The organism is Microbacterium enclense (assembly GCA_038182865.1).
Taxonomy (GTDB): Bacteria; Actinomycetota; Actinomycetes; order Actinomycetales; family Microbacteriaceae; genus Microbacterium; species Microbacterium enclense_B.
Genome location: CP116226.1, coordinates 2784240 through 2809638 on the forward strand (window position 1 = coordinate 2784240; position 25399 = coordinate 2809638).

Annotated in this window: 27 protein-coding genes; 20 read left to right on the forward strand and 7 right to left on the reverse strand. The window is 69.9% G+C overall.

The features are described from left to right. Positions 1–49: 49 nt before the first annotated feature. Complete coding sequence (locus PIR02_13110) at positions 50–712, reverse strand: HAD family hydrolase (GenBank protein WZH35707.1); 663 nt, start codon at positions 710–712, stop codon at positions 50–52. Between the two features lie 104 nt (positions 713–816). On the opposite strand from PIR02_13110, the gene paaA reads away from it, so the two are divergent. From paaA to PIR02_13190, 16 genes are all read left to right on the forward strand, one after another. Continuing rightward, positions 817–1800 carry a 1,2-phenylacetyl-CoA epoxidase subunit A gene (gene paaA / locus PIR02_13115; GenBank protein WZH35708.1) on the forward strand — a complete coding sequence of 328 codons (984 nt, stop codon included), beginning with the start codon at positions 817–819 and terminating at the stop codon, positions 1798–1800. Beyond that, a complete protein-coding gene (gene paaB / locus PIR02_13120) occupies positions 1800–2105 on the forward strand; it encodes a 1,2-phenylacetyl-CoA epoxidase subunit B (GenBank protein WZH35709.1) in 306 nt (101 codons plus the stop codon). The genes paaA and paaB overlap by 1 nt, the downstream gene beginning before the upstream one ends. A gap of 65 nt (positions 2106–2170) precedes the next feature. Next, positions 2171–3007 (forward strand): phenylacetate-CoA oxygenase subunit PaaC, encoded by an 837-nt coding sequence (gene paaC, locus PIR02_13125; protein ID WZH35710.1) that lies wholly within the window; start codon positions 2171–2173, stop codon positions 3005–3007. Further along, positions 3004–3486 (forward strand): phenylacetate-CoA oxygenase subunit PaaJ, encoded by a 483-nt coding sequence (gene paaJ, locus PIR02_13130; GenBank protein WZH35711.1) that lies wholly within the window; start codon positions 3004–3006, stop codon positions 3484–3486. Before paaC ends, paaJ begins: the two co-directional genes overlap by 4 nt. Before the next feature lie 5 nt (positions 3487–3491). Beyond that, positions 3492–4670, forward strand: coding sequence for a phenylacetate-CoA oxygenase/reductase subunit PaaK (gene paaK, locus PIR02_13135; protein ID WZH39003.1), 1179 nt, complete (start codon positions 3492–3494; stop codon positions 4668–4670). 7 nt (positions 4671–4677) lie between these two features. Next, a complete protein-coding gene (locus PIR02_13140) occupies positions 4678–5448 on the forward strand; it encodes an enoyl-CoA hydratase-related protein (protein WZH35712.1) in 771 nt (256 codons plus the stop codon). 49 nt (positions 5449–5497) lie between these two features. Then, entirely contained in the window at positions 5498–5917 is a 420-nt protein-coding gene (locus PIR02_13145) for a hypothetical protein (GenBank protein WZH35713.1), read from the forward strand. 224 nt (positions 5918–6141) lie between these two features. Further along, positions 6142–6960, forward strand: a complete 819-nt coding sequence (locus PIR02_13150) for an ABC transporter ATP-binding protein (protein WZH35714.1) — start codon at positions 6142–6144, stop codon at positions 6958–6960. 13 nt (positions 6961–6973) lie between these two features. Next, complete coding sequence (locus tag PIR02_13155) at positions 6974–7837, forward strand: ABC transporter permease (GenBank protein ID WZH35715.1); 864 nt, start codon at positions 6974–6976, stop codon at positions 7835–7837. Positions 7838–7948: 111 nt separating this feature from the next. Then, positions 7949–9058 carry an ABC transporter substrate-binding protein gene (locus tag PIR02_13160; protein WZH35716.1) on the forward strand — a complete coding sequence of 370 codons (1110 nt, stop codon included), beginning with the start codon at positions 7949–7951 and terminating at the stop codon, positions 9056–9058. 63 nt (positions 9059–9121) lie between these two features. Next, positions 9122–10183: an LLM class flavin-dependent oxidoreductase gene (locus PIR02_13165; GenBank protein ID WZH35717.1), complete on the forward strand. Its 1062-nt coding sequence runs from the start codon at positions 9122–9124 to the stop codon at positions 10181–10183. Then, positions 10180–10833 carry a cysteine hydrolase gene (locus PIR02_13170; GenBank protein WZH35718.1) on the forward strand — a complete coding sequence of 218 codons (654 nt, stop codon included), beginning with the start codon at positions 10180–10182 and terminating at the stop codon, positions 10831–10833. Before PIR02_13165 ends, PIR02_13170 begins: the two co-directional genes overlap by 4 nt. Before the next feature lie 5 nt (positions 10834–10838). Then, complete coding sequence (locus PIR02_13175) at positions 10839–12164, forward strand: NtaA/DmoA family FMN-dependent monooxygenase (protein WZH39004.1); 1326 nt, start codon at positions 10839–10841, stop codon at positions 12162–12164. A 1-nt stretch (position 12165) separates the two neighbouring features. Next, complete coding sequence (locus tag PIR02_13180; GenBank protein ID WZH35719.1) at positions 12166–13929, forward strand: MDR family MFS transporter; 1764 nt, start codon at positions 12166–12168, stop codon at positions 13927–13929. Between the two features lie 148 nt (positions 13930–14077). Further along, positions 14078–14578, forward strand: coding sequence for a flavin reductase family protein (locus PIR02_13185; GenBank protein ID WZH35720.1), 501 nt, complete (start codon positions 14078–14080; stop codon positions 14576–14578). A 78-nt stretch (positions 14579–14656) separates the two neighbouring features. Next, a complete protein-coding gene (locus PIR02_13190) occupies positions 14657–15376 on the forward strand; it encodes a hypothetical protein (GenBank protein WZH35721.1) in 720 nt (239 codons plus the stop codon). A gap of 19 nt (positions 15377–15395) precedes the next feature. On the opposite strand, the gene PIR02_13195 is transcribed toward PIR02_13190, so the two are convergent. Further along, positions 15396–15911 carry a VOC family protein gene (locus tag PIR02_13195; GenBank protein ID WZH35722.1) on the reverse strand — a complete coding sequence of 172 codons (516 nt, stop codon included), beginning with the start codon at positions 15909–15911 and terminating at the stop codon, positions 15396–15398. Positions 15912–15924: 13 nt separating this feature from the next. Between PIR02_13195 and PIR02_13200 the strand changes: the two genes are divergently transcribed. Further along, a complete protein-coding gene (locus PIR02_13200; GenBank protein WZH35723.1) occupies positions 15925–16365 on the forward strand; it encodes a MarR family transcriptional regulator in 441 nt (146 codons plus the stop codon). 69 nt (positions 16366–16434) lie between these two features. On the opposite strand, the gene PIR02_13205 is transcribed toward PIR02_13200, so the two are convergent. Beyond that, positions 16435–16719, reverse strand: a complete 285-nt coding sequence (locus PIR02_13205; GenBank protein WZH35724.1) for a Fe-S cluster assembly protein HesB — start codon at positions 16717–16719, stop codon at positions 16435–16437. Positions 16720–16843: 124 nt separating this feature from the next. Next, complete coding sequence (locus PIR02_13210; protein WZH35725.1) at positions 16844–17695, reverse strand: helix-turn-helix transcriptional regulator; 852 nt, start codon at positions 17693–17695, stop codon at positions 16844–16846. Positions 17696–17838: 143 nt separating this feature from the next. On the opposite strand from PIR02_13210, the gene PIR02_13215 reads away from it, so the two are divergent. Both PIR02_13215 and PIR02_13220 read left to right on the forward strand, forming a co-directional pair. After that, positions 17839–18192 (forward strand): DUF485 domain-containing protein, encoded by a 354-nt coding sequence (locus PIR02_13215; protein ID WZH35726.1) that lies wholly within the window; start codon positions 17839–17841, stop codon positions 18190–18192. Further along, a complete protein-coding gene (locus tag PIR02_13220) occupies positions 18189–19805 on the forward strand; it encodes a cation acetate symporter (protein WZH35727.1) in 1617 nt (538 codons plus the stop codon). The genes PIR02_13215 and PIR02_13220 overlap by 4 nt, the downstream gene beginning before the upstream one ends. 91 nt (positions 19806–19896) lie before the next feature. Here the strand turns inward: PIR02_13220 and PIR02_13225 are convergent, their stop codons facing one another. After that, positions 19897–20430: a methylated-DNA--[protein]-cysteine S-methyltransferase gene (locus tag PIR02_13225; GenBank protein WZH35728.1), complete on the reverse strand. Its 534-nt coding sequence runs from the start codon at positions 20428–20430 to the stop codon at positions 19897–19899. Between the two features lie 199 nt (positions 20431–20629). Here PIR02_13225 and PIR02_13230 point away from each other — a divergent pair, with 199 nt between their 5' ends. Further along, positions 20630–24337: an AAA family ATPase gene (locus PIR02_13230; GenBank protein WZH35729.1), complete on the forward strand. Its 3708-nt coding sequence runs from the start codon at positions 20630–20632 to the stop codon at positions 24335–24337. A gap of 289 nt (positions 24338–24626) precedes the next feature. Here PIR02_13230 and mscL read toward each other — a convergent pair whose 3' ends face one another. Beyond that, a complete protein-coding gene (gene mscL, locus PIR02_13235; GenBank protein WZH35730.1) occupies positions 24627–25046 on the reverse strand; it encodes a large conductance mechanosensitive channel protein MscL in 420 nt (139 codons plus the stop codon). Positions 25047–25077: 31 nt separating this feature from the next. Continuing rightward, positions 25078–25386: a zinc ribbon domain-containing protein gene (locus tag PIR02_13240; GenBank protein ID WZH35731.1), complete on the reverse strand. Its 309-nt coding sequence runs from the start codon at positions 25384–25386 to the stop codon at positions 25078–25080. Positions 25387–25399: the final 13 nt, after the last annotated feature.

Sequence of the window (25399 nt, forward strand, 5' to 3'; positions counted from 1 at the left end):
GTGCCGCCGCGCGCGCCGGCCGCGCGCCCCGGCCGCGCGCACCGGCCGCTCAGGCGCCCGCGCGTGCGAGCGGCGTGTCGTCGAGTCCGGCGATCAGGTCGCGGAGGCTGTCGAAGACGTGCGTGGCCCCGGCCTCGCGCAACTCCTCGGGGGAGAAGCCGCCCGTGCGCACCGCGACCGTGTCGATGTCGGCTTTCGCCGCGGCGATCGCATCCCAGGGGGAGTCGCCGATCATGATCCCGCCCGTCCCCGAGACGCGCTCGAGCGCCGTCTGCACGAGGTCGGGGGCGGGCTTGCTCGCCTCCACGTCGTCGGAGGTGGTCCACGCGTCGGCGAGGTCGCGCGCGTCGACCAGGTCGAGGAAGTGCTCGACGTGCTCGCTCTTGCCGGAACTCGCGAGCACGACCTGGAATCCGCGCTTCTTCACCGCGGCGAGCAGGTCGTGCGCCCCGTCGAAGGGGCGGACCTCGTCGATGAGAGGCGCGAACTCCTCCGTCCACGCCTCGCGCAGCGCGTCGCCGTGCTCGCGTTCGATGTCATCGTCGGTGAGGGAGGGGACGAGCTGGTCGCCGCCCATGCCGATCGACCGGTGGATCCGCCAGATCGGCAGGACGATGTCGAACCGGAGGAACGACCGATACCAGGCGAGGGCGTGCTGGTAATTGGTGTCGACGAGGGTGCCGTCGACGTCGAAGATCGCGGTGTCGGCCATGTATCCACCTCACACTCTCGGGTTCCGAGAATCACGCCCGTTGCGGTGCTTCCCACCCTCCGCTACATTTTTACTGAACGATCGGTCTGTAAAAGGAGTCGACGATGACGATGACCGCACCCCGTACGGATGCCGTGCCCGCCGCAAGCGACGGCGAGGCGATGTTCGACGCCCTGATTGAGGCCGACGGTCGGATCGAACCCCGGGACTGGATGCCGGAGGGCTACCGCCGCACCCTGATCAGGCAAATCTCCCAGCACGCGCACTCCGAGATCATCGGCATGCAGCCCGAGGGAGCGTGGATCACCCGGGCGCCGAGTCTCAAGCGCAAGTCGATCCTTCTCGCCAAGGTGCAGGACGAAGCGGGCCACGGCCTCTACCTCTACTCGGCGGCGCAGACCCTCGGCATCACGCGTGACGAGATGACGCAGCAGCTCGTCGACGGGAAGGCGCGCTACTCGTCGATCTTCAACTACCCCACCCCCACCTGGGCCGATATGGGCGCGATCGGGTGGCTCGTCGACGGAGCCGCGATCTGCAACCAGGTGCCGCTGTGCCGCGCCTCCTATGGGCCGTACGGCCGCGCGATGGTGCGCATCTGCAAAGAGGAGTCGTTCCACCAGCGCCAGGGGTTCGAGATCCTGCTGACGCTCATGCAGGGCACCGAGGCGCAGCGCGAGATGGCTCAGGATGCCGTGAACCGGTGGTACTGGCCGAGCCTGATGATGTTCGGTCCCCCCGACGACGATTCCCCCAACTCCGCGCAGTCGACGGCGTGGAACATCAAGCGCTTCAGCAACGACGTGCTGCGCCAGCGCTTCGTGTCGATGCTCGTGCCGCAGGCCGCGGTACTCGGCGTGACGCTGCCCGACCCCGATTTGCGCTTCGACGAGGAGACGGGCCAGTACGACATGGGCGAGATCGACTGGAGCGAGTTCCATGAGGTGCTCGCCGGCCGCGGACCGCTCAACACGATGCGCCGCCAGCACCGCCGCGACGCCCACGAAGAGGGTGCGTGGGTGCGCGAAGCCGCGGCGGCTTATGCGGCCAAGAAGAGCGTTGCCGGCACCGACGCGGCGGCCGCCTGATGGCGACTCCCGGCGGCAGCCCGGCCGAGACCTGGCCCCTGTGGGAGGTCTTCGTGCGCGCGAACCGCGGTCTGAGCCACGTGCACGTCGGCTCTCTGCACGCCCCCGACGCCGAACTGGCTGTCCGCAACGCGCGGGACCTCTACACGCGCCGTGGTGAGGGTGTGTCGGTCTGGGTCGTGCCCTCGGATGCCGTGACCACGAGCGACCCGGGAGCGAAGGGTGCGTTCTTCGAATCGCCCGCGGGCAAGAACTACCGGCACGCCGTCTACTACACCGCGTCCGAGGGGGTGCCGCACCTGTGAACACCTCGACCGATCACGAGTCCCGGTCCCTTCGACAGGCTCAGGGACCAGGCGTTCACGCGTCGGTGGCTGAGCTCGTCGAAGCCATCGACCCCCACGGCGACGTCTCCCTCGACGCGCGCGAGCTCTCCGCCGAGCTCGCCGGGGGAGAGGACCGCGCCACCGATCCCGACGTCGCCGCCTACGCGCTGCGCCTCGGCGACGACGCACTGATCCTCGCGCAGAACCTCTGCGGCTGGATCGCTCGCGCCCCCGAGATCGAAGAAGATGTGGCCCTCGGCAACATCGCCCTCGACCTCCTCGGCCACGCCCGCTCGCTGCTCCGCTACGCCGGCAGCTACGACGGGCGCGGCGAAGACGATCTGGTTTACTGGCGCGACGAGCGGGAGTTCCGTAGCGCGTGGTTGTTCGAGGTTCCGAACGGAGACTTCGCGCACACCATCGCCCGTCAGCTGCTCGCCTCGACCTTCCTCCTGGAGTTGTACCGCGACCTCGTGGCCTCCTCCGACCCGGTGCTCTCCGCCGTCGCCGCGAAGGCCGAGAAAGAGGTCGACTACCACCGGGACCACGCCGTGCAGTGGACCCTCCGTCTCGCCGGCGGTACCGACGAGTCGCGCCGCCGCTTCCTCGTCGCCCTCGACGACACGTGGCCGTACCTCGACGAGCTGCTCCGCGACGAGCCGCTGCACGATCGCCTGGACGGCATCGCCGTCCGTCCCTCGGCCCTGCGCTCGCGGGTCGACGAGGTGCTCTCCGCTGTGCTGCGGGAAGAGGACGTGGCCGCGCCGGCGATCCCCGCCTCGTCCGCGGGCGGACGCCGTGGCATCCATCACCCCTCGTTCGGTCCGCTGATCGCCGAGATGCAGGTGCTGGCTCGCCGTCACCCGGGGGCGACGTGGTGACCGCGACGCTCGACCGCGCCCGCGAGGTCGTCGCTGCCGTGGTGGATCCCGAGGTGCCGGTGCTCACGATCGACGACCTCGGAGTGCTCCGCGACGTGCGCGTCGACGACGACACCGTCACCGTGACGATCACGCCGACCTATTCGGGGTGCCCGGCCGTCGAAGCGATCCGTGACGACATCGTGCTCGCCCTCACCTCGGCCGGCTTCGACAACGCCGTCGTGAGAACGACGCTGACCCCCGCGTGGACGACCGACTGGATGAGTGACGAGGGCCGCCGCAAACTCACCGCCTACGGCATCGCCCCGCCCACCGGGCGTGCTCCCGCCGGCCCGATCCGGCTGAAGCTCAGCGTCGCCTGCCCGCGCTGCGGCTCGCTCGACACCCGCGAGGTGTCGCGTTTCGGTTCCACCTCGTGCAAGTCGCTGTGGGAGTGCCGCGCCTGCCTCGAGCCCTTCGACCACTTCAAGGCCCTCTGATGACGATGACGGATGCCACGCCCGCGGGCCCCGCGTCGACGAACGCCTCCACGTCGGGTCACGCGGCCTCGGGTCCGGGCGCCGTGCGGGAGACCCGTGCCCGCGCGCGCTTCCACACGCTTCGTGTCGCCGCCGTCCGCCCGCTCACCCCGACGGCGATCGAGGTGACGTTCGCGGTGCCCGACGAGATCGCGGATGCTTTCGACTACGCGCCCGGGCAGTACGTCGCCCTTCGCGCCACCGTCGACGGTGACGAGCTGCGGCGCTCGTACTCGCTGTGTCGTCCGCCCGCGCGCGGCGCGATCAGCGTCGGCATCAAACGCGACCCCGACGGCCGCTTCTCCGCCTGGGCGCACGAGGGCCTCCGCCCCGGAGACGAGATCGAGGTGATGAGCCCGCAGGGCACGTTCGTGTCGAGAGCGACCACCGCCACGGGGCACGTGGTGGCGATCGCCGCCGGATCCGGGATCACCCCGATCATGGCGCTCGCCGCAGGCGTCCTCGAGCGTTCGGCCGACAGCCGCATGACCATCGTCTACGCCAACCGCTCGTCGACCGACGTGATGTTCGTCGATGAGCTGGCCGATCTGAAAGACCGCTATCCCTCTCGCCTCACGCTGCATCACGTCCTCTCGCGCGAGCAGCGCGCGGCGCCGGTCTTCTCGGGGCGCCTCGACGAGGAACGTCTGCGTCTCATCCTGTCGCGGCTGATCGACCCGGCATCCGTCGACGAGTGGTTCCTCTGCGGCCCGTTCGCGCTGGTCGAACTGTGCCGCGAGACGCTCGCCGACCCGGGTGTGCCGCGCGAGCGCGTGCGGTTCGAGTTGTTCACCGCCGGCGACGGTGACGCTCCCGCGCAGACCGGGGGAGCCCGCCCCGTGCGGGTGCGGGCCGACGAACCCGTGCGCCGCATCGATCTCACGCTCGACGGGCAGTCGGCCTCGGTGGAGAGCCCGGTCGCGGCGAACGAGACCATCCTCGCCGCGGCACTCCGCGTGCGTCCCGACGTGCCGTTCGCGTGCGCCGGGGGAGTGTGCGGCACGTGCCGCGCCCGCGTGATCGAGGGGTCGGTGTCGATGACCGAGAACTACGCCCTCGAACCCGACGAGATCGAGCGCGGCTACGTCCTGACGTGCCAGTCGCACCCGACGTCCGACGCGGTCCGCGTCGACTACGACGGATAGGGATGCCATGATCGATTACGCCTTCGGTGACGACCTCGCCCTCATCACGCTCGACGCCCCCTCCCGCCGGAACGCTCTCGGCCTTGACGCTCTGCGCGCGCTCGCCGGGGCCTACGACCGCGCCGAGGCCGACGGCGCGCGCGCTGTGCTGCTCCGCGGGGAGGGGCCGTCGTTCTGCGCCGGCCGCGACATCGCGGGGGTGGATCCTGCGACGGACGACGTCGCCGGATACCTCGACATCACCCTCACGCCGCTGCTGCGCCGCATGGCATCGTTCCCCGCTCCCACCTTCGCGGCCGCCCAGGGTGCGTGCCTCGGTGTGGGGCTGGGACTGCTCATCGCCACCGACGTCGTCTTCGTCGCCGACGACGCCAAGATCGGTTCGCCGTTCGCCGCTCTCGGGGCGACCCTCGACTCCGGCGGCCACGCCCTCTTCGTCGAGCGTCTCGGCACCCACGCCACCCTCGATCTCATCTACACCGGCCGGATGCTCACCGGCGGGGAGGCCGTGCGCGCCGGTCTCTTCTCACGGGTGGTCCCGGCTTCCGAGCTTCAGGATGCCACCGAGCTGGCCGCCCGTCGTGCCGCGGCAGGGCCCACCGAAGCGTTCCGCGCGAGCAAGCGCATCGTCACCGCGATCCGCGACGAGCGCCTCGGCCTGTGGGAGGCGATGGCGCTGGAGAATCGCGCGCAAGCGGCGCTGACCCGCACGGAGGACTATCGCGAGGGCTTCGCCGCGTTCCAGGCCAAGCGCGCGCCCGAGTTCACGGGGCGCTGACGCGCCGGCGTGCTCCACCGCCACCGAGACCGCTTCGTACACTGAGGGCATGAGTGACCCGCACGAGGCCGAGAACTGGGGGCGCTTCGGTGTCGACTCGGTGGAGCGGCGCATGCTCGTGGCCGCGGAGGTCGAGATCGGCTGTCGTCTGCGTCCGCGTGCCCTGACCCTCAGCGGCGGGAGCCGCGTCGAGGTCGAGGGGATCGCCGACGATGACACAGTCATCGCCCAGCTCATCGCGAACCAGGGCGCGTACAAGCCCGCCTTCCGGAACAAGGCGCTGGCCGACATGCTCAAGCTGCTGTGGGTGCGATCGCAGCTGCCCCGCGCCGAGCGCGCCGTCCTCATCGCGACCGCGGAGGTGATCCCCGCGTTCGGGGGCTGGGTCGCCGTGGCCGCGGCCGACCTCGGCGTCGAGGTGCTCGTGTACGACGACGACGTGGTCCGCCCCCTGCGCGCGACGACCTGACAGGGCGACCTGCAGCCGACGCGGTGCTCCGGTCTGCCCTGCGCGCGACGGCCTGACGACGTTTACGTCGCTGAAACACGCTGTGTCGCTTGGGCGCAACATGGCGTCGCTATCGTCGGTCGTGCAACCAGCGGACTCCGCGAAGCAGGTCGAGAACTCGCTTCGCACGCTCTCCGCCATACCAGTAGCCGGCTTCCCGAGCCGTGCGCGATATGGAGGGCATCATGACGTCAGCAGTGCACCTGCGTTCCGTCGTCAAGCGGTACGGAACCGGCGAGAGTGCGATGACGGCCCTGTCCGGGGTCGACCTCTCGATCCGCCCCGGCCGATTCGTCAGTCTGATCGGACCCAGCGGCTGCGGGAAGTCGACGCTGCTGCGGATCGTCGCGGGCCTCGAGCAGCCCGACTCCGGTGAAGCGCTCGTCCATGACGTCACGCCCCGAGAGGCGTGCGCCGCGAAGCTGCTCGGTCTCGTTCCGCAGACCCCTGCTCTGCTGCCCTGGCTCGACGTGCGGGCGAACGTCACTCTTCCGCTCCGGGTGAACCGCTCGTCCGACCGTCGACGGCGTCGCATCCTCGACGAACGCGAGCAGTTGCCGCCCGTCGACGTCGATATCCTTCTCGACAAGGCCGGCCTGCGGGATGCCGTGCACAAGCTCCCCGCGCAGTTGTCCGGCGGCATGCAGCAACGGGCCGCGATCGTTCGAGCGTTCGCGCTGCGACCCGATGTGCTCCTGATGGACGAGCCCTTCTCGGCGCTCGATGAGTTCACCCGCGAGAGCCTTCAGGACCAGCTGCTCGACCTCTGGGACGACCTGAAGACCACGGTGCTCTTCGTCACACACTCGATCGCCGAGGCCGTGCGACTCTCCGACACCGTCGTCGTGATGGCTCCGCGGCCCGGGCGGATCGTCGATGTCATCGACATCGACCTGCCCAGGCCCCGGAACGCGCGACTGTTCGAAGAGAGCCGCTTCCACGCGTACGAAGATCTCATCCGCGAACGGTTGCATGACGCGGGGCATCTGACGGATGCGGCGTGAGAGGGCGACGATCATGAGTGCTCCCACCGCGACCACCGCCCCCGCCTCGCCGGTCGAGGCATCCGCGCCGATCGCCGCGCCATCCGCCGGCCGGACGCGTCGTCTTCGCGCGATCCTCAGCCCCCTCCACCCGTTCGTCTGGTTGCCGCTGGTGGTGACCCTGGCGGTTCTGGGGTTCGTGTGGGAACGCGTCGCCGAGACGATGCCCTACCTGCTGCCGCCGCTTTCGGAGGTGGGAGAGACGCTCGTCTCCGATGCCGGCTACTACGTCGCCAACGCCGCGATCACCCTCGGCGAGGCACTCGCGGGCTTGGGGATCGGTTTCGCCGCCGCCTTCCTCGTCGCCGTCCTGGTCAGCGAACTCCCCGTCGTACGCCGGGCCATCCTCCCGCTGGCGGTCGTCCTCAACGTCACCCCCATCGTGGCGATCGCTCCCGCGCTCGTGGTGGCGTTCGGGTTCGGCCCGCTGCCGAAGATCGTCATCGCCGCGTTGATCTGCTTCTTCCCCATCCTCATCAACACCGCGACGGGCCTGCGCTCGGTTCCTTCCCCGGTGATGCAGGTGTATCGGACGATCGACGCCTCGCGTTTCGAGATCCTCCTGTATCTGCGCGTGCCCAGTGCACTGCCGTACATCTTCGCCGCGCTGCGCATCGTGTTCCCCCTGTCGATCATCGGTGCCGTCGTCGCCGAGCTCTCGGCATCGGGCGCGATGGGAGGCCTCGGCACGGTGATCTCCGTGGCGTCGTCGATGAACCAGCTCGCGGTCGTCTACGCGTCGATTCTCGTTCTTGCGCTCCTCGGCATCCTGCTCCTCGGCGTCGTCGTGCTCGTCGAGCGCCGCGCCCTGCGCTGGCACGCCGCCGCGACGACCTGACCTCGCCCGCCTCGAGGCCCTCGACTCCCCGCGCGTCCGCGGCGGGGTGCTCCACCGTTCCGTCCTGCACCGATAACCCGGCTCCATCGACCCGAAATCAGGAGTATCCGCATGAATGCACGTCCTCTCCGTCTCACCGCCGCCCTCGCCCTCACCGTCATGACGGCCGCCTCACTCGCAGCCTGCGCGAGCGGGGCCTCCACCTCGACGACGGAGGGCTCCGCCATCTCCTCCGCCCGCTGCGCGGAGAACAAGGATGCCGGCGCCATCACCTACCTGTCCGGTTACCAGTTCCAGTCGTCGGCCTCGATCCTCGAGTACATCGCCGCCGACAAGCTGGGCTATTTCGACGACCTCTGCCTCGACGTGCAGCTGCAGCCCGGCAGCGGGGACACGGCTCAGAACACCAAACTCCTCGCCAGCGGACAGGCCACCGTCTCCGCCGTCTCGCAGCAGGACGTCCTGCAGGCGCGGGCGAACGGCATCGACATCGTCGGGATCTCCTCGTACTCCGACGCAGGGCTCGACATCCTCATGACCAACCCCGACATCACCGCCCTGTCGCAGCTGAACGGGCAGGTCGTCGGTCACAAGGGCTACGTGCCCGCAACGGTGCGAGCGATGATGGAGTCCCAGGGTGTCGATTGGAGTTCCCTCACCCTGGTCAAGCAGGGGTACGACCCCTCGGTGCTGCCCCGGCGACAGGACGGTCTCGCCGCCCTCACCGGCTTCATCTCGAACGAGCCCAACCAGCTCGCCGCAGCGGGCGACGACGTCACCGTCTGGGAGCCCGTGACCTACGGCATCCCCGGATCGATCGGCGCGATGGCCGTCAACCCGACCTTCGCGAAGGAGCACCCCACCGCCGTGCAGGACGTGTTGCGGGCGGCTCTTCACGCCTACGCCTACTGCAGCGAGAGCGACGAGCACACCCAGGAGTGCGTCGGCTACGCCAAGGAGCTCAGCGGAGCGACCTACGACACCGACCTCAACGCGAAGATCTGGTCGACCGAGACCTCCGTCATCGCGGCCAACCCGCTCCCCGGCGCTCTCCCGCTCGGTGGCATCGACGAGGCCAATGTCGACGCCCTGCTGGCGATGCTGCAGAAGTACGAGATCGTGCCGGCCGACGTCACCTCGGCGCAGGCGGCAGAGGGCTTCGACGGATCGTTCGTCTCGGCCATCTACGACGGCGACACCCTCGTCTGGCCCGCTCCCTGACCCCTCTCCCCGGGGGCTGCGGCCCCCGGGGACCCCTCCTCGCCGCGAAGAAAGGTCCCACCCATGGCAGCCAAAGAGTACGGCGTGTTCCTCCCGATCGGTAACGGCGGCTGGATGCTCTCCGAGACGGCCCCGCACCCCGAGGCGTCCTACGCCTGGAACAGACGAGCCGCCGTGCACGCCGATCGCATCGGGCTCGACTTCGTCATGTCGATGGCCAAGTGGCGTGGCTTCGGGGGAACGACCGATCACTGGGGGCGGTCCTTGGAGTCGATGACGATGATGGCGGCCCTCGCCGAGGCCACCGAGAACGTCAAGATCTGGGCGACCATGCACGCGAACGTTCACAACCCCGCGATCGCGGCGAAGATGTTCACGACCCTGCAGGACATCTCCGGCGGCCGCGCCGGAATGAACGTCGTCAACGGCTCGTACGCCGCGGAGTTCGCGCAGTTCGGCGAGTGGGACACCTCGCTCACTCACGACGACCGCTACGACCTCGCCGAGAAGTGGACCGAAGCGGTGACACGCCTGTGGAGCGAGGACAGCGTGACGATGCAGACGCCCTACTTCGACCTCGTCGACTGTGAGTCGCGCCCGCACCCGGACACGCGGCCGACCATCATCTCGGCCGGGCGCAGCGACGCCGCTCGCGCCTTCCAAGCCCGGTTCGCCGACGGGGCCTTCCTGGCCAGCGACAGCCTCGACGAGATGCGCGAGCTGTCCGACGACGTGCACGAGCGGGCGCGGGCGCTCGGTCGCGAGTGCAAGACCTATTCGATGCTGACGGTCGTGCAGGACGACACCGACGCCGCCGCGGCCGAGAAGGTCGCGCAGTGGGGCGCGGGCCTCGACCGTGAGGCGCTCGCGCTCATGCGCGCCTCGTGGGGCATCGCCGAGGAGCAGGCGCGGGCGTGGGCGGCGGATGCCGTAGGCGAAGCGGCATTCCAGACCCCCTACGTCGCCGGGTCGGCGGCGACCATCACCGAGCACATCCGTTACATCGTGGCGGAGGCGCACCTCGACGGACTCATGCTCATCTTCCCGGAGTACGACGGCGACATGGTGCTCTTCGGTGAGACGGTGCTGCCCGCTCTGCGCGCGATCGACAGGGGAGAGCGATGAACCCCCTTCGCCGCAACCAAGACGACTTCCTGCGCTCGCGCGCCGGGCGACCCGCGCTGATCGTGGTCGACGTGCAACGCGACTTCGCCGATCCCGAACGTCTGAGCGAGTACGGCCTCACCGACGACGTGTTCGTCGCGCTCGCCGCGGCGGTCGAGCGAATCGGCGACCTCGTGGCCGCAGCGCGACAGGCCGGTGTGCCGGTGTTCTGGGTCGAGCTGGGCAGCGACCCCGACCACCCGTGGCGATCGAGCCGGTGGCTGAGATCGGGCGACGTCTCACCGGTCGAGGGGGAGCCCTGCGTGGTGGGCACCGACGGTGCGGAGTGGTTCGGTGTCGCCCCCGCGCTCGGTGAACAGCGGGTCGTGAAGACCGGATACAGCGGCTTCTTCGGCACCGACCTCGCCGAGCGGCTGCGAGCCGACGGCGTCGGGTGGGTCAGCGTGTGCGGGGTCACGACCGAGTGCTGCGTCGCGGCGACCGCGCAGGATGCGATGCAGGCGGATTGGCCTGTCGTCGTGCCCGCCGACGCGACCGCGGCGTACGAGACCCCCCTCCACGAGGCCGCGCTGACCGCGCTCGCGCTGAACGTCGCCCTCGTGACATCCGTCGACGAAGTCGTCTCGCTCTGGGCGGGGGGCGACGCGTGAGCGGGATGCACGTGGCGTACGACCTGTCGTTCACCCATACCGAGGGGCGCTGGAATCAGCCGGGGTCGTGGGCCGGGACGGCGTTTCCCGACCTGCGCCTCTTCGCCGAGATCGCGTCCGCCGCGGAACGCGCCGGCGTCGACATGCTGTTCTTCGGCGACGGCTCCGGAATCCCGAACACGTGGCGCGGTTCGCTGGACACGGCTGTCGAGCTCGGCATCCAGTGGCCGCGTCACGACATGGCCCCCGTGATCGCGGCGCTGGCGATGTCGACGACTCGCATCGGGTTCGGGCTGACCTACTCCTCGACCTTCCTGCATCCTTTCTACGTCGCTCGGCTGCTGAACTCCCTCGACCACGTCACCCAGGGGCGTATCGCCTTCAACGTGGTCGCCTCGACGCGGGGAGCGGATGCCGCCAACTACGGCTACGCGAGCTTGACGGATCACGGCGAACGGTACGAGCGCATGGAGGAGTTCGTCGAGGTCTGCCAGTCGCTCTGGGACTCGGTCGAAGCGGACGCGATCGTCGCCGACCCCGAGACGGGACGGTTCGCCGACCCGAGCAAAGTGCACGCGATCGATCATGCCGGTGCGCACTTCACGGTGCGTGGGCCCCTGTCGGCGGTGCCGAGCCCCCAGGGACACCCCGTCCTGGTCCAGGCGGGAAACAGCCCCCGGGGCATCGCCGCCTCGGCGCGGTTCGCCGACGTCGTCTTCGGTTTCGGGGCGAACCTCGCCGGTCAGCAGCGCCACCGTCGGGAGCTCGATGCGGCGCTCGTCGCCAACGGTCGTGATGCCGAGGGGGTCGGCATCCTGTGGGCCACCCAGGCCATCGTCGGGCGGACGCCCGCCGAGGCCGCCGCCCGTCGTGACGCAGCGCTGGAGTTCTGGACCCCGGAGGCGGTCGGAGTGATGCTGTCCCACAACGCCGGGTTCGACTTCTCGCGTCTGCCCGAGACCTTCCGCCTGGGGGAACTGCACGAAGAGATCGTGCGGGCGAACGCGAGTCCCGCCGGCTTCGTCGGAGGTCTCGTGCAGACCCTGGGCGCCGAGACGCAGATGACGAGAGCCGAGTTCTTCGAGCGGGGCTTCCTCGCGGCATCCGGGATGGATCACACCCTCGTCGGCGACGCGGCGCAGGTGGCCGACCACCTCGAGGAGAACTTCGCGGCGACGGGTGAGCGAGGCGGCTACATGCTGTCGAGCCCGGCAGCGGCGCCGTCGGGCTTCCAGGACTTCAGCGAACTCCTCGTCCCGGAGCTGCGCCGGCGCGGCGCGCTCGCGCCGATGTACGCCGGCCGCACCCTTCGCGAGAACCTGGCGGTCTGAGGTGGCGGCGACGATCGGTGCCCGGCGCGAGTGGCTGGCGCTCGCGACCCTGTGCGCGGGCTTCTTCATGCTGCTGCTGGACAGCACCATCACTTCGGTCGCCCTGCCCGACATCGCTGCCGAACTCGGCATGAGTGCATCCGCGGTGCTGTGGGTGAACAGCAGTTACCTCCTGGCCTACTCGGTTCCTCTGCTCGTCGCCGGGCGCGTGGGGGACCGGTACGGCCACCGGCGGTTGTTCGTCGGGGGGCTTTCGGTGTTCGTGCTCGGCTCACTGCTGTGCGCGATCGCTCCGACCGCGACCTGGCTGGTCGTCTGGCGCGGTCTGCAGGGACTGGGAGCGGCGTTGATGACGCCGCAGTGTCTGGCGATCATCCGGACGCATTTCCAGCCGCCGCGTCTCGCGCTGGCACTGGGCCTCTGGGGGTCCATCGGCGGGGTCGCCGCCGCAGCGGGACCCCTGCTGGGCGGTCTGCTCGTGCAGACGTGGGACTGGAGGGCCATCTTCGCCGTGAACCTTCCGATCGGCGTGCTCACCCTCGGGGCGGCTCTCCTCTTCCTCCCGGCATCCTCGCGGGTCGCCGTGCCCCTCGCCCCGTGGGCGATCGTGCTCAACGCGGCGGGCGGCGCCGCCTTCGTCCTCGGGGTGCACGGTCTCGACGAGGCCGCCGCCGATGTGTGGGGGGTGCCGCGCGTCGTCTGGGCGGTCGCCGGAATCGCTCTGGTCGTCGCGGTCGTGTTCCTGCAACGTCGGCGGGGAGACGCGGCGCTCCTCCCGGTGCGCCTGCTGCGCGAGCGCTCCTTCGTCGTGGCGTCGACGGGGGCCGCCGCGTCCGCCTTCGCGGTCGGTTCGGCGGCCGTGCCGGTGATGCTGGTGGTGCAGACCGAGCGCGGGCTGAGTGTGGGGGCGGCGTCATTGCTGTTGGTTCCGATGGGGGTGGTGTGCATCGTGGGCGCACCGCTCGCCGCGCGTTGCAACAACCGGCGCGGTCTGAGGTTCGTGGGCCTGATCGGTGGGACGTCCCTGGTGGTCTCGATCGCGGCGACGGCGCTCCTGGTCGCGGTCGGCGCACCCCTGTGGACCGTGGCCGTCTCATTCGCCGCGTTCGGCATCGCGAACTCCTTCGTCTGGTCTCCGTTGTCGATCAGCGCGGTCTCGACCGTGCCCGCGTCGCTGCTCGGCGCGGCCTCCGGGGCCTTCAACGCGATCAAGCAGGGCGGGGCCGTCGTCGGGTCGGCCGCCACGGCGCTCGTCCTCAGCTTCGGATCCAGCACCGCGGCTCTCGCGATGCTCGCGGGGGTGTCGCTGATCGCCGTCGTCGCCGCCGCGGGGCTGTCGACCGATCGGGGCGGCGATCCGACGCGGGTTCTGCGCGGAGAGGTCGTCCACGGTGCCGGTCGCGGCCGGGGGCTGTCCTACCCGACGGCGAACCTTCGCCTGGATGCCGACAGCGCGCTGCCGGCCGACGGGGTGTACGCGGGATGGTTCCGGGAACGCTCCTGGCCGGCGGAACGACCCGCCCTCGTGTCGGTCGGGACGAACGAGACCTTCACCGACGGCGAGCGGCGCGTGGAGGTTCATGTGCTCGACTTCGACGGCGACCTGTACGGCCTGCACGCAGCCGTCCGCGTCGAACAGCGACTGCGCTCTCAGCGTCGGTACCCCGACGCGGGCACGCTCATCGAGGCGATGCGCGGTGACGAGCGGGCGATCCGGGCGCGGTTGGCGCCCGGGCACGAACACGCGAGAGGAACGGGCGATTGAGAAGTGTCATGTCCACGAGAGACGCCCGGCCGTCGACGCCCGCGCGGGTCGAAGCGGAGCAGGTCGGGATCGCCTTCCCCGGAGGCCCCCGGGGCGAGGGCGTACCGGGGTGCGGCCCCGAGCCGCGTCGTGCGGCGGGAGGGACGCGATGAGCACGGCGTCCGCCCCCCTCGCTGCTGACGTCGAAGCGGCCTTCGCGCACGTGCCGGCCGGAGTGGCGGCCGTGGCGGCGGTGGTGGACGGCGTCGACACCGTCATGATCGTCTCGTCGTTCGCCGCGGGGGTCTCCTACTCGCCGCCGATGGTGTCGTTCGCCGTGCAGCGATCGTCCACGACCTGGCCCGATCTCTCCCGGGCGACGCACCTGGGGGTGTCGGTGCTCGGCGAGGAGCACGCGGAGAAGACCCGGCAGCTGGCATCTCGCGACAAGGCACGCCGTCTCGACGATGTGCCGTTCGCCACGATGCCTACGGGCGCCATCCTGCTCGCGGGCTCCCCGGTCTGGCTCGAATGCACCGTCGCGCATCGATATCCCGCGGGGGATCACGAGCTCATCGTGCTGCGGGTCGAGAGCGTCGTACCGCACAGCGACCGCGCGCCGATCGTGTGGCATCGGCGCCGCGCGCGCGCATTGCGCGACGCGAGCTGACGACGCACCGCCCGGCCCCACGCTCCCTTCCGGACGGCAACGCACGACACCGAGGTCACTTGTTGGTTGAATCGGCTCATGTCGATCGACGAAGAAGCCGAACTCGCGCAGCTCCGACGCCGGGCCTACTCGCCGTCGGCCGACATCGAGGCCGATCCCGAGGCGCTCCGACGTCTGATCGAGTTGGAGGAGCGTGCGGTCGCTCCCGAAGAGCTCCCGGCTCCCGAGGAGCCGGTCCCTGCCGCGGAGGAACAGATCCCGGATGCCGCTCCCGACGGGCCGCGGCTCACGCTCCCGCGTCTGCGCCGGTCGACCGTGATCGTGCTCGGTGCGGCCGGCCTCGTGCTGGCGACCCTCGTCACGGCGTTGGTGCTCGTGCAGCGCGTGCAGACCGACCCCTTGCAGGCGGGGGCGACCCAGATCGCGCGCCTCGCGCCGGACCCGGACTTCGAGGTGCCGAGCTCGCTGACGGTCGGGATCACCGGCGAGGTCACGGCCTACGAGGAGTTCCAGGGGTTTCGGGTGATCACTCAGCCCTCGTACCGCAGCACCGAGGGGGCGGCCCGGTGTATGGCGGTCTGGCAGCCCGTTCTCCTCGACGCCAGCGGTGGGGGCGGCTTCTCGTACGACGGCGAGTTCTCGATGGGGGTGTGCGGGGCCGGCGTCTTCCCGGCGACGTCCACGATCCTGCTCCGCGAGGATTCGCCCGAACGTCGACAGACCGATTTCCCGGCCGGCACCGCCCTGCAGTTCGTCTACGACACCGCGAACGACGAGATCGTCGTCTTCCGCGGCTGAGTGGGGGCGGTCGCGGCGCCTAGCCGTCGTTCTCGTGGCGGCCGAGGGTGCGCATCGTGGCCATGAGGGAGGTGTAGACGAGGCTCGGCTTGCGGTCGTGCCAGTCCGTTTCGCTGGTCCGCGTGACCGGCGGGGCGGGTGCGGTCGGCTCGTAGAGCCACCACAGGTTGTCCCACGGGTCGAGCAGGCGCGCGAGGCGGTAGCCGCCGTAGAAGTCGGACACGGGCGTGACGACCCGCGCCCCGTGTCGGATGGCTTCCTCGAGGCACGCTCGAGCGTCGGTCACATAGATCTGCAGAAGAGCGGGCGTGAACGGCCACTCGTCTTTCCGGTCGCAGACCATGATCGTGGAGTCGCCGACCACGACCTCGGCGTGGATGAGGGACCCGTCACGATCCGGCGTGCGAACGTGTTCAGCCTCCTTGCCGCCGAAGACCGACTCGACGAAGCGGATGAACGCGAGGGCGTCGGGAACGATGGCGAACGGGTTGATGGTGTTGTGTCCGGCGGGCGGGCGGAGTGGCAGGGAAGGCATATACTCATATTTCATGAACACTTCGAAGAGTGTCAAGTACCGTCACGGAGCGAGTTTTCTCCTCGCTACGCTCGGGAGACGCGCCGAGAAGGCGTGGCATGCCTACCTGGCGGAGCGCGGGGTGACGACCGCTCAGTTCACCGCGATGGCCGCGTTGGTCGAAGGTGAGCGCACCCAGGGGGAGGTCGCCGTGGCCGCCGCTGTCGACCCGCGCAACATCAGCGCGACGGTCAAGGATCTCGTCGCCGAGGGGTGGGTGCAGGTTCGGCAGAACCCCGATGACGCCCGATCCCGGCTGCTCAGCCTCACCCCTGCCGGACGCGAGTGGTGGGCCGCCCTGCAGCCGAGCCTGCGTCGCGGACGCGACAGCTTCTTCCAGGCGCTCACTCCCGACGAGCTGGCGACGCTGGAGCATCTCCTCGGGCGCCTCGAGTCTTTCCACGCGGGTGACTAGCCACCGCCGGGGCTGAGACACGACGAAGCCCCGGCACGCGGCCGGGGCTTCGTCGAAACGGCGCGGGTGTCAGGCCGCGGAGGTCACCGCGAACTGGACGGAACCCTGCGGATCGATCTGCGCGTCCAGCACGCGGTCGTCGAGCACGGCGGCTGCGTCGGAGTCGAGGAACACCCGTGCTCCGGCGTTCTCCACGACGGCGTCGGTGGGCTCGGGGGAATCGACCACCGACAGCTTGAACTGCGACTCGGGCGACCCGGCGCCCTCGATGCGCACCCCGCCCTGAGTGGCATCCGGGTACTGCGCGGTGATGGTCTTGACGGCGGTCGTGGCTTCTTCGGTGAGCGTGAGCATGTCGTGGCTCTCCTTCTTTGTCGACGACAGGAGCCAGCCACGATGCCGAGAATCGCCGCTGCTCTCAACCTCTGGCATCCATTTCCAGGGGATTCTCACCGAGCGCAGAGGTCCCGTGCGAGGGTCAGGGGAGCAGCCCCGCTCGCCGTGCGCGCGCGACGGCGGCGTGCCGGGTGGAGGCGTCGAGCTTGGCCATCGCCGATGCCAGGTACGACTTGACGGTGGTCTCGCGCAGGCGGAGGGATGCCGCGATCTCACCGTTCGTCGATCCCACCGCCGCGCAGGCGAGAACGTCGATCTCGCGACGTGACAGGTGGATGTCGGTGTCGTCGCGCGAGCTCGGCGCGTCGCCGGTGAGGGCGGCTAAGCGCGCTTCGAGTTCTTCGAGACGTCGCCGCACATCGTCATCGCCGACGGTGGCGGCGATGCTGCGCAATTGCGCGTAGCTCTCGCGGATCTCCTCGCGCACGCCCGCGCTCAGGCCGTTCTCGCTCGTCGGCGTCGTGGAGAGGCGGCGATCGACCTCTTCACGGACGCGGAGCTCGGTCCCCAGCTCTCCCGCGACGTCGAACGCGGGCCGTGCCTCGAGCTCGCCGACGGGGGCCTGCGCCCACGAGCCGCAGTACAGCACGCCGCGGGCACTGCCGCGCACGAGCACGGGAACGGCGAACAACGTCGCGATGCCCTCGCCGAGGATCGCGCGGTCGTAGTCGTGGGTGATCGAGCGGGCGGTGCGGTAGTCCAGCGTCATGCGGGGGCGGCGTTCGACGAGCGCTCGGCCGCCGAGCCCGCGTTCCGCTCGGACGACGAGTCCTTCGATGCTGCGCGTTCGCGCTCCGACGATGGTCGTGACGTGCACGGCTCCGTCGTGCTCGAGCCCGCCGAAAGCCAGGGGGAAATGGGTGCGTCGTGCGAGCTCGGCGACCGCGTGCGACACGAGGGTCGCGTCGTCGCGAAGAACGGTCGGTGCTCCCACGAGAACTACCTACTTCCGGGGGTGACGGCCTCGTCGCCGCCTTTCGTAGCGTCGACCCTACCACCGGGAGCGCTACCACCATCCCGGTGATCATCCCCCTATCGGTGCAGTGCTGCACCGGTCCCATGAGGCAAGGAGGCCACATGACGGACAGAAGGATCGACCCCGCTCCCGGGGGCGCCGTCGATTACATCGCGGTCGAGGAGTCCGCGCCGTTCCGCGAGTTGAAGAGGCGTCAGCGAAGCTTCATCTTCCCGCTCGCGGTCGCGTTCCTCGTCTGGTACTTCGTCTACGTTCTGCTGTCGTCGTTCGCTCCGGCGTTCATGGCGCAGCCGGTGTTCGGGGCGGTCACGGTCGGGTTGCTGTTCGGACTCGGACAGTTCGTGACGACGTTCGCCATCACCATGGGCTACGTCGCCTACGCCAATAGGCGACTCGACCCGATCGCCGAGGACCTGCGTGAAGACCTCGAGCGCACGGAGCGGGGGGCGAAGTGAACGAGGTCTTCGGCACGGTCCACGCCGCGGTTCAGACGGTGGAGAACAATCCGGTCTTGAACATCTCGATCTTCGGCGCCTTCGTCGCGGTGACGCTGTTCATTGTCATCCGGGCCAGCCGCAACAGCAAGACCGCGGCCGACTACTACGCCGCGGGTCGCTCGTTCACGGGGCCGCAGAACGGTTTCGCGATCGCGGGCGACTATCTCTCCGCCGCCTCGTTCCTCGGCATCGTCGGCGCCATCGCGATCAACGGGTACGACGGCTTCCTCTATTCCATCGGGTTCCTCGTCGCCTGGCTGGTCGCCCTGCTGCTGGTGGCGGAGCTCATGCGCAACACCGGCAAGTTCACGATGGCCGACGTGCTGTCGTTCCGGTTGCAGGAGCGGCCGGTGCGCATGGCGGCGGCTATCACGACGTTGGCGGTGTGCTTCTTCTATCTCCTCGCGCAGATGGCGGGAGCCGGCGGTCTCGTGTCACTGCTGCTGGGCATCACGGAGCGGGTGGGCCAGTCGATCGTGGTCGCCGTGGTCGGCGTCCTGATGATCGTGTATGTGCTCATCGGCGGGATGAAGGGCACCACCTGGGTGCAGATCGTCAAGGCGTTCCTGCTCATCGGCGGGGCCGTGGTGATGACGGTGTGGGTGCTCGCGATCAACGGGTTCAACCTGAACACGCTGCTGGAGGCGGCCGTCGCGGCTTCCCCGAAGGGTGAGGCCGTGCTCGCTCCGGGGCTCCAATACGGCAAGAATCCGTGGGATTTCATCTCGCTGGCTCTCGCGCTGGTGCTCGGCACGGCGGGGCTGCCGCACGTGCTCATGCGTTTCTACACGGTGCCGACGGCGAAGGAAGCCCGTCGCTCGGTGGTGTGGGCCATCTGGCTCATCGGGCTCTTCTACATCCTCACGCTCGTGCTCGGTTACGGCGCCGGTGCGCTCGTGGGTCCGGATGCCATCCTCGCGGCGCCGGGAGGCGTGAACGCCGCGGCTCCGCTGCTTGCCCTGGCTCTCGGCGGGCCGATCCTGCTCGGCTTCATCTCGGCGGTGGCGTTCGCGACGATTCTGGCGGTGGTCGCGGGACTCACGATCACCGCGGCGGCCTCGTTCGCGCACGACATCTATGCCAGCGTCGTGAAGAAGGGGAACGTCCCGCCGGACGGGGAGGTCAAGGTCGCGCGGCGAACAGTCATCGTCATCGGGATCCTCGCGATCATCGGAGGCATCGGGGTCCAGGGGCAGAACGTGGCGTTCCTGGTCGCCCTGGCGTTCGCGGTCGCCGCGTCGGCGAACCTCCCGACGATCCTGTACTCGCTCTTCTGGCGGCGCTTCAGCACGCGCGGTGCCGTGTGGAGCATGTACGGCGGGCTGGGATCGGCTCTGGTGCTGATTCTCCTGTCGCCGGTGTTCTGGGGCACGCCCACGAGCGTGTTCGTCAACACGGGCGTGGCGATCTGGCCGCTGAACAACCCGGGCATCGTGTCGATCCCGTTGGGCTTCCTGCTCGGCTGGCTGGGCTCGATCACCTCGAGCAGGGTCGAGGACGCGCGGAAGGCGGCCGAGATGGACGTCCGTTCGCTCACCGGTTTCGGCGCCGAGAAGGCGTCGAACCACTGACGCTCCGGGCCCGGTCCCGTCGGCGTGAGCCGAGGGGGCCGGGCCCTTTCGCGTCGCGCGAGCGCCCCGACGAACCTCTGGGGGCCGACCATCACGCGCTCTCGTGCAGACCATCCCGCAGCACGACCTCGTTCTCGAGCGACAGCAGGTACTCCTTGACGTCGGGGTGACCGCCGTACTCGCCGATCGACCCGTCGGCCCGCACCACGCGGTGTACCGGGACGACGATGGAGAACGGGCTCTTCGCGCACGCGGTGCCCACGGCGCGAGCGGCTCCGGGCGCTCCGGCGAGGATGGCGACCTCGCCGTAGGAGGCGACCTCTCCATACGGGACGTCGAGCGTCGCCTCCAGGGCCGCGCGGGTGAAACCCTGCACGAGGCGCCAGTCGAGTCGAAGGTCGAACCGGCGCCGTGCGCCGTCGAAGTACTCATCGAGCTGTGATGCGAGCGCCGCACCGACCTCGGGATCGGGCTCCGGAACCACCCCGAGCCGTTGGGAGATCTCGGCCCGCGCGAGGTCGATGCCGTCGTGAGCGACATCGAATCGGACGAGCGCGTCGCCGACGAAGGTGAGGAGGATCGGGCCGACCGGACTGTCGTACTCGGTGCTGGTGACGGTGTTCATGCGTTCATCCTCGTGAGCGGCGAGACGGCCCGCGGCGGACAGAAGGCCCGCGGGGGACGAACTCGCGAAACAGCACCCTCGGGAGGAACAGCCGATCCGACGGCGTGTCGCGGATTCCCGCGAAACCCGCACCGGCTACGCCCGATCCTCAGGTGCCCGGCTTAGTCTGGCAGGTGTGTGGCGAGCTGAGGATGGCACCGTGAGCGGTGTCGACGGAGACGTGCCCGCGTCGACCGTCGATCCGGGCGAGCTGCGACTGTCGGAACCCGGCATCGTGGTGCGCCACGTCGCCGACCCCGAACGCGACCGCATCCGGTCGGAAGCCGCGGCCCTCGGCGGTCGCTCGACGCTCCTGCGCTTCGACGACGCGCTCGACGCCGGCATCGACATCACCAAAGCGCACCCCGGATCCCTGCCGCAGTTCATCACCGGACGCGCGACCCTGCTGTCGAACCTCTTCCGCGACGAGGTCGCCCTGCGTACGGCCCGACTCGCCGCCGAGCGCATCACGGCCAAGAACGTCGAGCTGCGCACCGCGCGAGGTCTCGAACCCGTTCATCTCGCCGTCGGTCTCGCCGCATGGAAGATCGGGGGAGTGGAGTGGTCGTCGCCCGTCCTCCTGCGTCCGCTCGCCATCCGTCGACACAACGGAGATTTCGAGCTCAAGCTCCACGGGGCGTTCGTGATGAATCCCGAGCTCGCCCGCGCGTTCCGCACGCACCTCGGCATCCACATCGACAGCACGGCTCTCGCGGGCCTCGCCTACGACCAGGGCGTGTTCAAACCGCAGCCGGTGATCGACCACATCCGTCGCCTCACCACGCACGTTCCGACGTTCGTGGTGCACCCCCGCCTCGTCATCTCGTCGTTCGCCGATGTCGCTTCGGGGATGGCGCGTGACACCCAGCACCTCGATGACACCCTGCTGAACGCTCTCGCCGGCCACGCCGACGACCGCGCGCGCATCACGGTCCGGCGCGACGATCCCGTCGTCGTGAGCCCCGACGAGCGCACACCCGCAGCCGACACCCTGCTGCTCGACGCCGATGCCGAGCAGGAGCGCGTCCTCGCGCGCATCGTGGCCGGGCACTCGCTCGCCGTTCACACGCTCCCCGGAACCGGTGGCACCCAGACGGTCATCAACGCCGTCGGTCAGCTCGTTCACGACGGGAAGCGCGTCCTCGTGGTCAGCGCGCGTCGCTCGACCCTCGACGGCATCCGGCATCGCCTGGCGGGCGTCGGACTCACCGGCCTCGCGGTCTCGCCCAACCACGTGCGCCGCGATCTGATCCGCGCGATCGGCCGTAACGAGAAGGCGGAGCAGCCGAAGGTCGCCGAGATCGACGACGCGCTCGTCCGCCTGCGTACCGTGCTGCGGGACTACCGCTCGGCCGTGACCGAGCCGCATCTGGCCCTGGGTGTCTCCGCTCTCGACGTGCTGCGCGCGCTGACGGCCCTGGCATCCACCTCCCCGCCGCCCTCCACCGCGGCGCGTTTCGACCTGGCGACCCTCGAACGGCTCGCCGGTCGTCGCGACGCCGCCGCGCGCGCTCTGGCGATGGCCGCCCGACTGGGTGAGTTCCGCTTCGGCCCCGACGACTCCCCGTGGTACGGCGTCAGCTTCACGCGGACCGAAGACGCGCGCGCCGCCCACGATCTCGCGGGCAAGCTCCACACGCACGATGTGCCCCGCCTGCTCGAGCGCGGATACGAGCTCATCGCGCAGACGCGCATGCGCCCGTTCCAGACGGTGTCCGAGCTCGGCGCCTACCTCAAGCTTCTGCAGGGGATCCGCGAGTCGCTCGACCGGTTCAGCCCGAGCGTCTTCGAACGCCCCCTCGGTGAGCTGATCGATGCGCACTCGCCCCGCCGCGACGCCTCGCCGATGAGCGGCCCCAACCGCCGCCGCCTGAAGCGCCTGTCGAAGGAGTACGTGCGCCCGGGCGTCCACGTGACGGACATGTACGAGGCGCTCGTGCGCATTCAGCAGCAGCGCACCGAGTGGCAGCGTGTCGTCGAAGCGGGCGTGACGCCCGAGGTGCCGCTGGGGCTCGCCGACGTGCACGTCGCGTGGCAGCGCGTCGATGCCCTGCTCGGCGAACTCGACCAGATTCTCGGACGTCAGGGGTCCGAGCGCCTCGCGACGCTCCCCGTCCACGAACTCGTCCGCACGCTCGCGGGGCTCGCCGCCGAGTCGACGTTCTTCGACAATCTCGTCGAGCGCGCGCAGTTGCGGTCGGAGCTCGCCCGCCTCGGACTCGAACCGCTTCTCGTGGAGCTGTCTGTGCGCCACGTTCCGGAGGAACGGGTCGGCGACGAGCTCGAGTTCGCGTGGTGGCAATCCGCCCTCGAACACCTCCTGCGCACCGATCGCGCGCTCCTCGGTGCCAACACGGCGGTCGTGGATCGTCTCGAGCGCGACTTCCGGCTCGTCGACGAGGCGCACGCCGCTGCGGCGGGACCGCTGTTGGCCGCCGAGCTCGCGAAGCAGTGGCGCATCGGCATCGTCGACCACCCTGACGAGGCTGCCGCTCTGAAGCGGTCCTTGAAGGACGGCCTGCACACCGCGACCGAGATCTCGGATGCCGCTCCCACGCTGCTGCGCACGCTCGCGCCGGTGTGGCTCGCCTCGCCCTACGAGGTGCCCGACGTCCCGACCGATCTCGCTTTCGACGTCGTGATCATCGCCGACGCGGCGGCCCTCTGCCTCGCGGAGGCGGCGCCCGCGCTCCGCCGTGCCCGCCAGGTGGTCCTGTTCGGCGACCCCGTCGTGCAGAAGCCCACGCCCTTCCGGGTGAGCGCCTCGATCGCGCCCGTGCCCGACGAGGCCGACGACGTGCCGTTCGACGAGATCTCGGTGTTCGAGCGCGTCGCCGAGCTCCTTCCCGTCGAGACGCTCACCCGCAGCTACCGCGCGGGCGGCGAAGACCTCGCTCAACTCGTGAACGACGCGTTCTACGGCGGCGAGATCGTCTCGCTCCCGTGGGCCGGGTCGTACCTCGGTCGGGGGAGCCTCAGCGTCGACTACGTCGAGAACGGTGTGGGCGCGCCCCACCCGGTCAGCGGTGCGGTCGAGAGCCCGGATGCCGAGGTCGCCCGCGTCGTCAGCATCGTCGTGGAGCACGCGGTCAACCGGGCCTCCGAGTCGCTCATGGTCGTCACCGCGAGTCGCACGCACGCCGAGCGCGTGCGCGCCTCCGTCGAGGCGGCGTTGGCCGGCCGCTCCGATGTGGCCGCCTTCGTGTCACGGGATGCCGCCGAGCCCTTCGCCGTGCTCACCCTCGAGGAGTCGGTGGCCGAGAGCCGCGACCGCGTGGTGTTCTCCCTCGGCTTCGGTCTGACCCGTCACGGCCGCGTGCTGAGCGACTTCGGTGACCTCTCGACACCGGACGGCGAGCGACTTCTCACGGTCGGGATGACGCGCGCGCGGCGCTCGATGGTGATCGTCTCGTCCATCCGGCCCTCGGCGTTCGACGACGGACGTCTCGAGCACGGCGCGGCGACCCTCATGGGGATCCTCGGCTCCGTTGCCTCGCGGGGCCGGGAGAGCCGCCTCGAGGACCTCGCCGATCCGCTCACACGAGCTCTCGCGCGCGAACTCCGCGCCCTCGGTGTCGAGGTCGACCTCGACTACCGCGGTCTCCTGCCGCTCGTCGCCCGTCACGGTGGCAAGGCGGTCGTCGCCGAGAGCGATCCCGAGACGATCGGCGAATCGCTGCGGGAGACCCTGCGGCTCCGCCCGCAGATCCTGCGGCGCCTCGGATGGCACTACGTGCGCGTCCATGCCTTCGACCTGTACAGCGACCCCGCGGGGGTGGCATCCCGGATCGCGGAGCTGCTCGGTATCGCCCCCGACGACTCGGCGGAGCCCGGCTCGACCACCGAGCCCCTCGACCTGCCCGGCTGAGTCGTGGGAACCGCGGTCGAACCGGAACCCGAGCGCGCGCAGGATGGCAGCGCTCCGCGCGAGGAGCGTCAACCCATCGTCCGGGTCCGCGGATCCCGCCGCGCGAGACTGCTGCCGGCGCCGGGCACGACGGCGGAGCCGGCACCGGCCGATGATCCTCAGCGGGGCGCGAGCCCCGGGCCGGCGGCATCCGGTCCCAATGACGACCGCATGCTGCGCGACGTGCCGCCGCACTACTGACGGGACGGGCCCGCGCTGAAACGCAGCGCGGGCCCGGTCACGAACGCCGTCAGGCTTTGTTCTGGCGCTCCAGCAGGTCGCGGATCTGCACGAGCAGCTCCTGCTCGGTCGGGAGCTTCGGCTCCTCGGATGCCGCGTCGCCGACACCGGCGCGGGCGGCGGCGATCGCCTTCCACCGGTTCATGGGATAGACGAAGACGAGGTAGACCACGATGGCCACGGCGAAGAAGCTGATGATCGCCGTCAGCAGGCCGCCGAGGGGGAAGGTCACCTGCTGGCCGTAGATCCCGGTGATCGTCGGTCCGAGGTCACCGTTCTCGTTGGGCTTGTAGAAGATCTCGACCAGCGGGTTGATGATCGCGCTCACGATCGCATTGACCACCGCCGTGAAGGCCGCGCCGATGACGACCGCGACCGCCAGATCGATCACGTTGCCGCGGAGGATGAACTCTTTGAATCCTTTGATCACGCTGGTCTCCCGGGGGTCGTGGTGCGAGGTGTCAGGACGACGACGAGGACGCCGTCGAAGTCGATGATGACGATGTCGTGGACGATCCGCCACCGCTTGCGCTCGTCGAGCTGCTCGACCCACCGCTGGACGAACCGGTGCTCGACGAACCGGTGCTCGACGAACCCCGTGAGTCGGTGCGGTAGAAGCCCGAGCCGTTGAAGGTCACACCGATGGAGCCGTACTGCTTGCGAAGGTCGCCTCCGCACTCGGGGCACTCGGTGAGGGCGGCGTCGGAGAAGGACTGCACGGCGTCGAAACGGTGTCCGCACTGTTTGCAGGCATACGAGTAGGTGGGCATGGGCTTCTTTCGG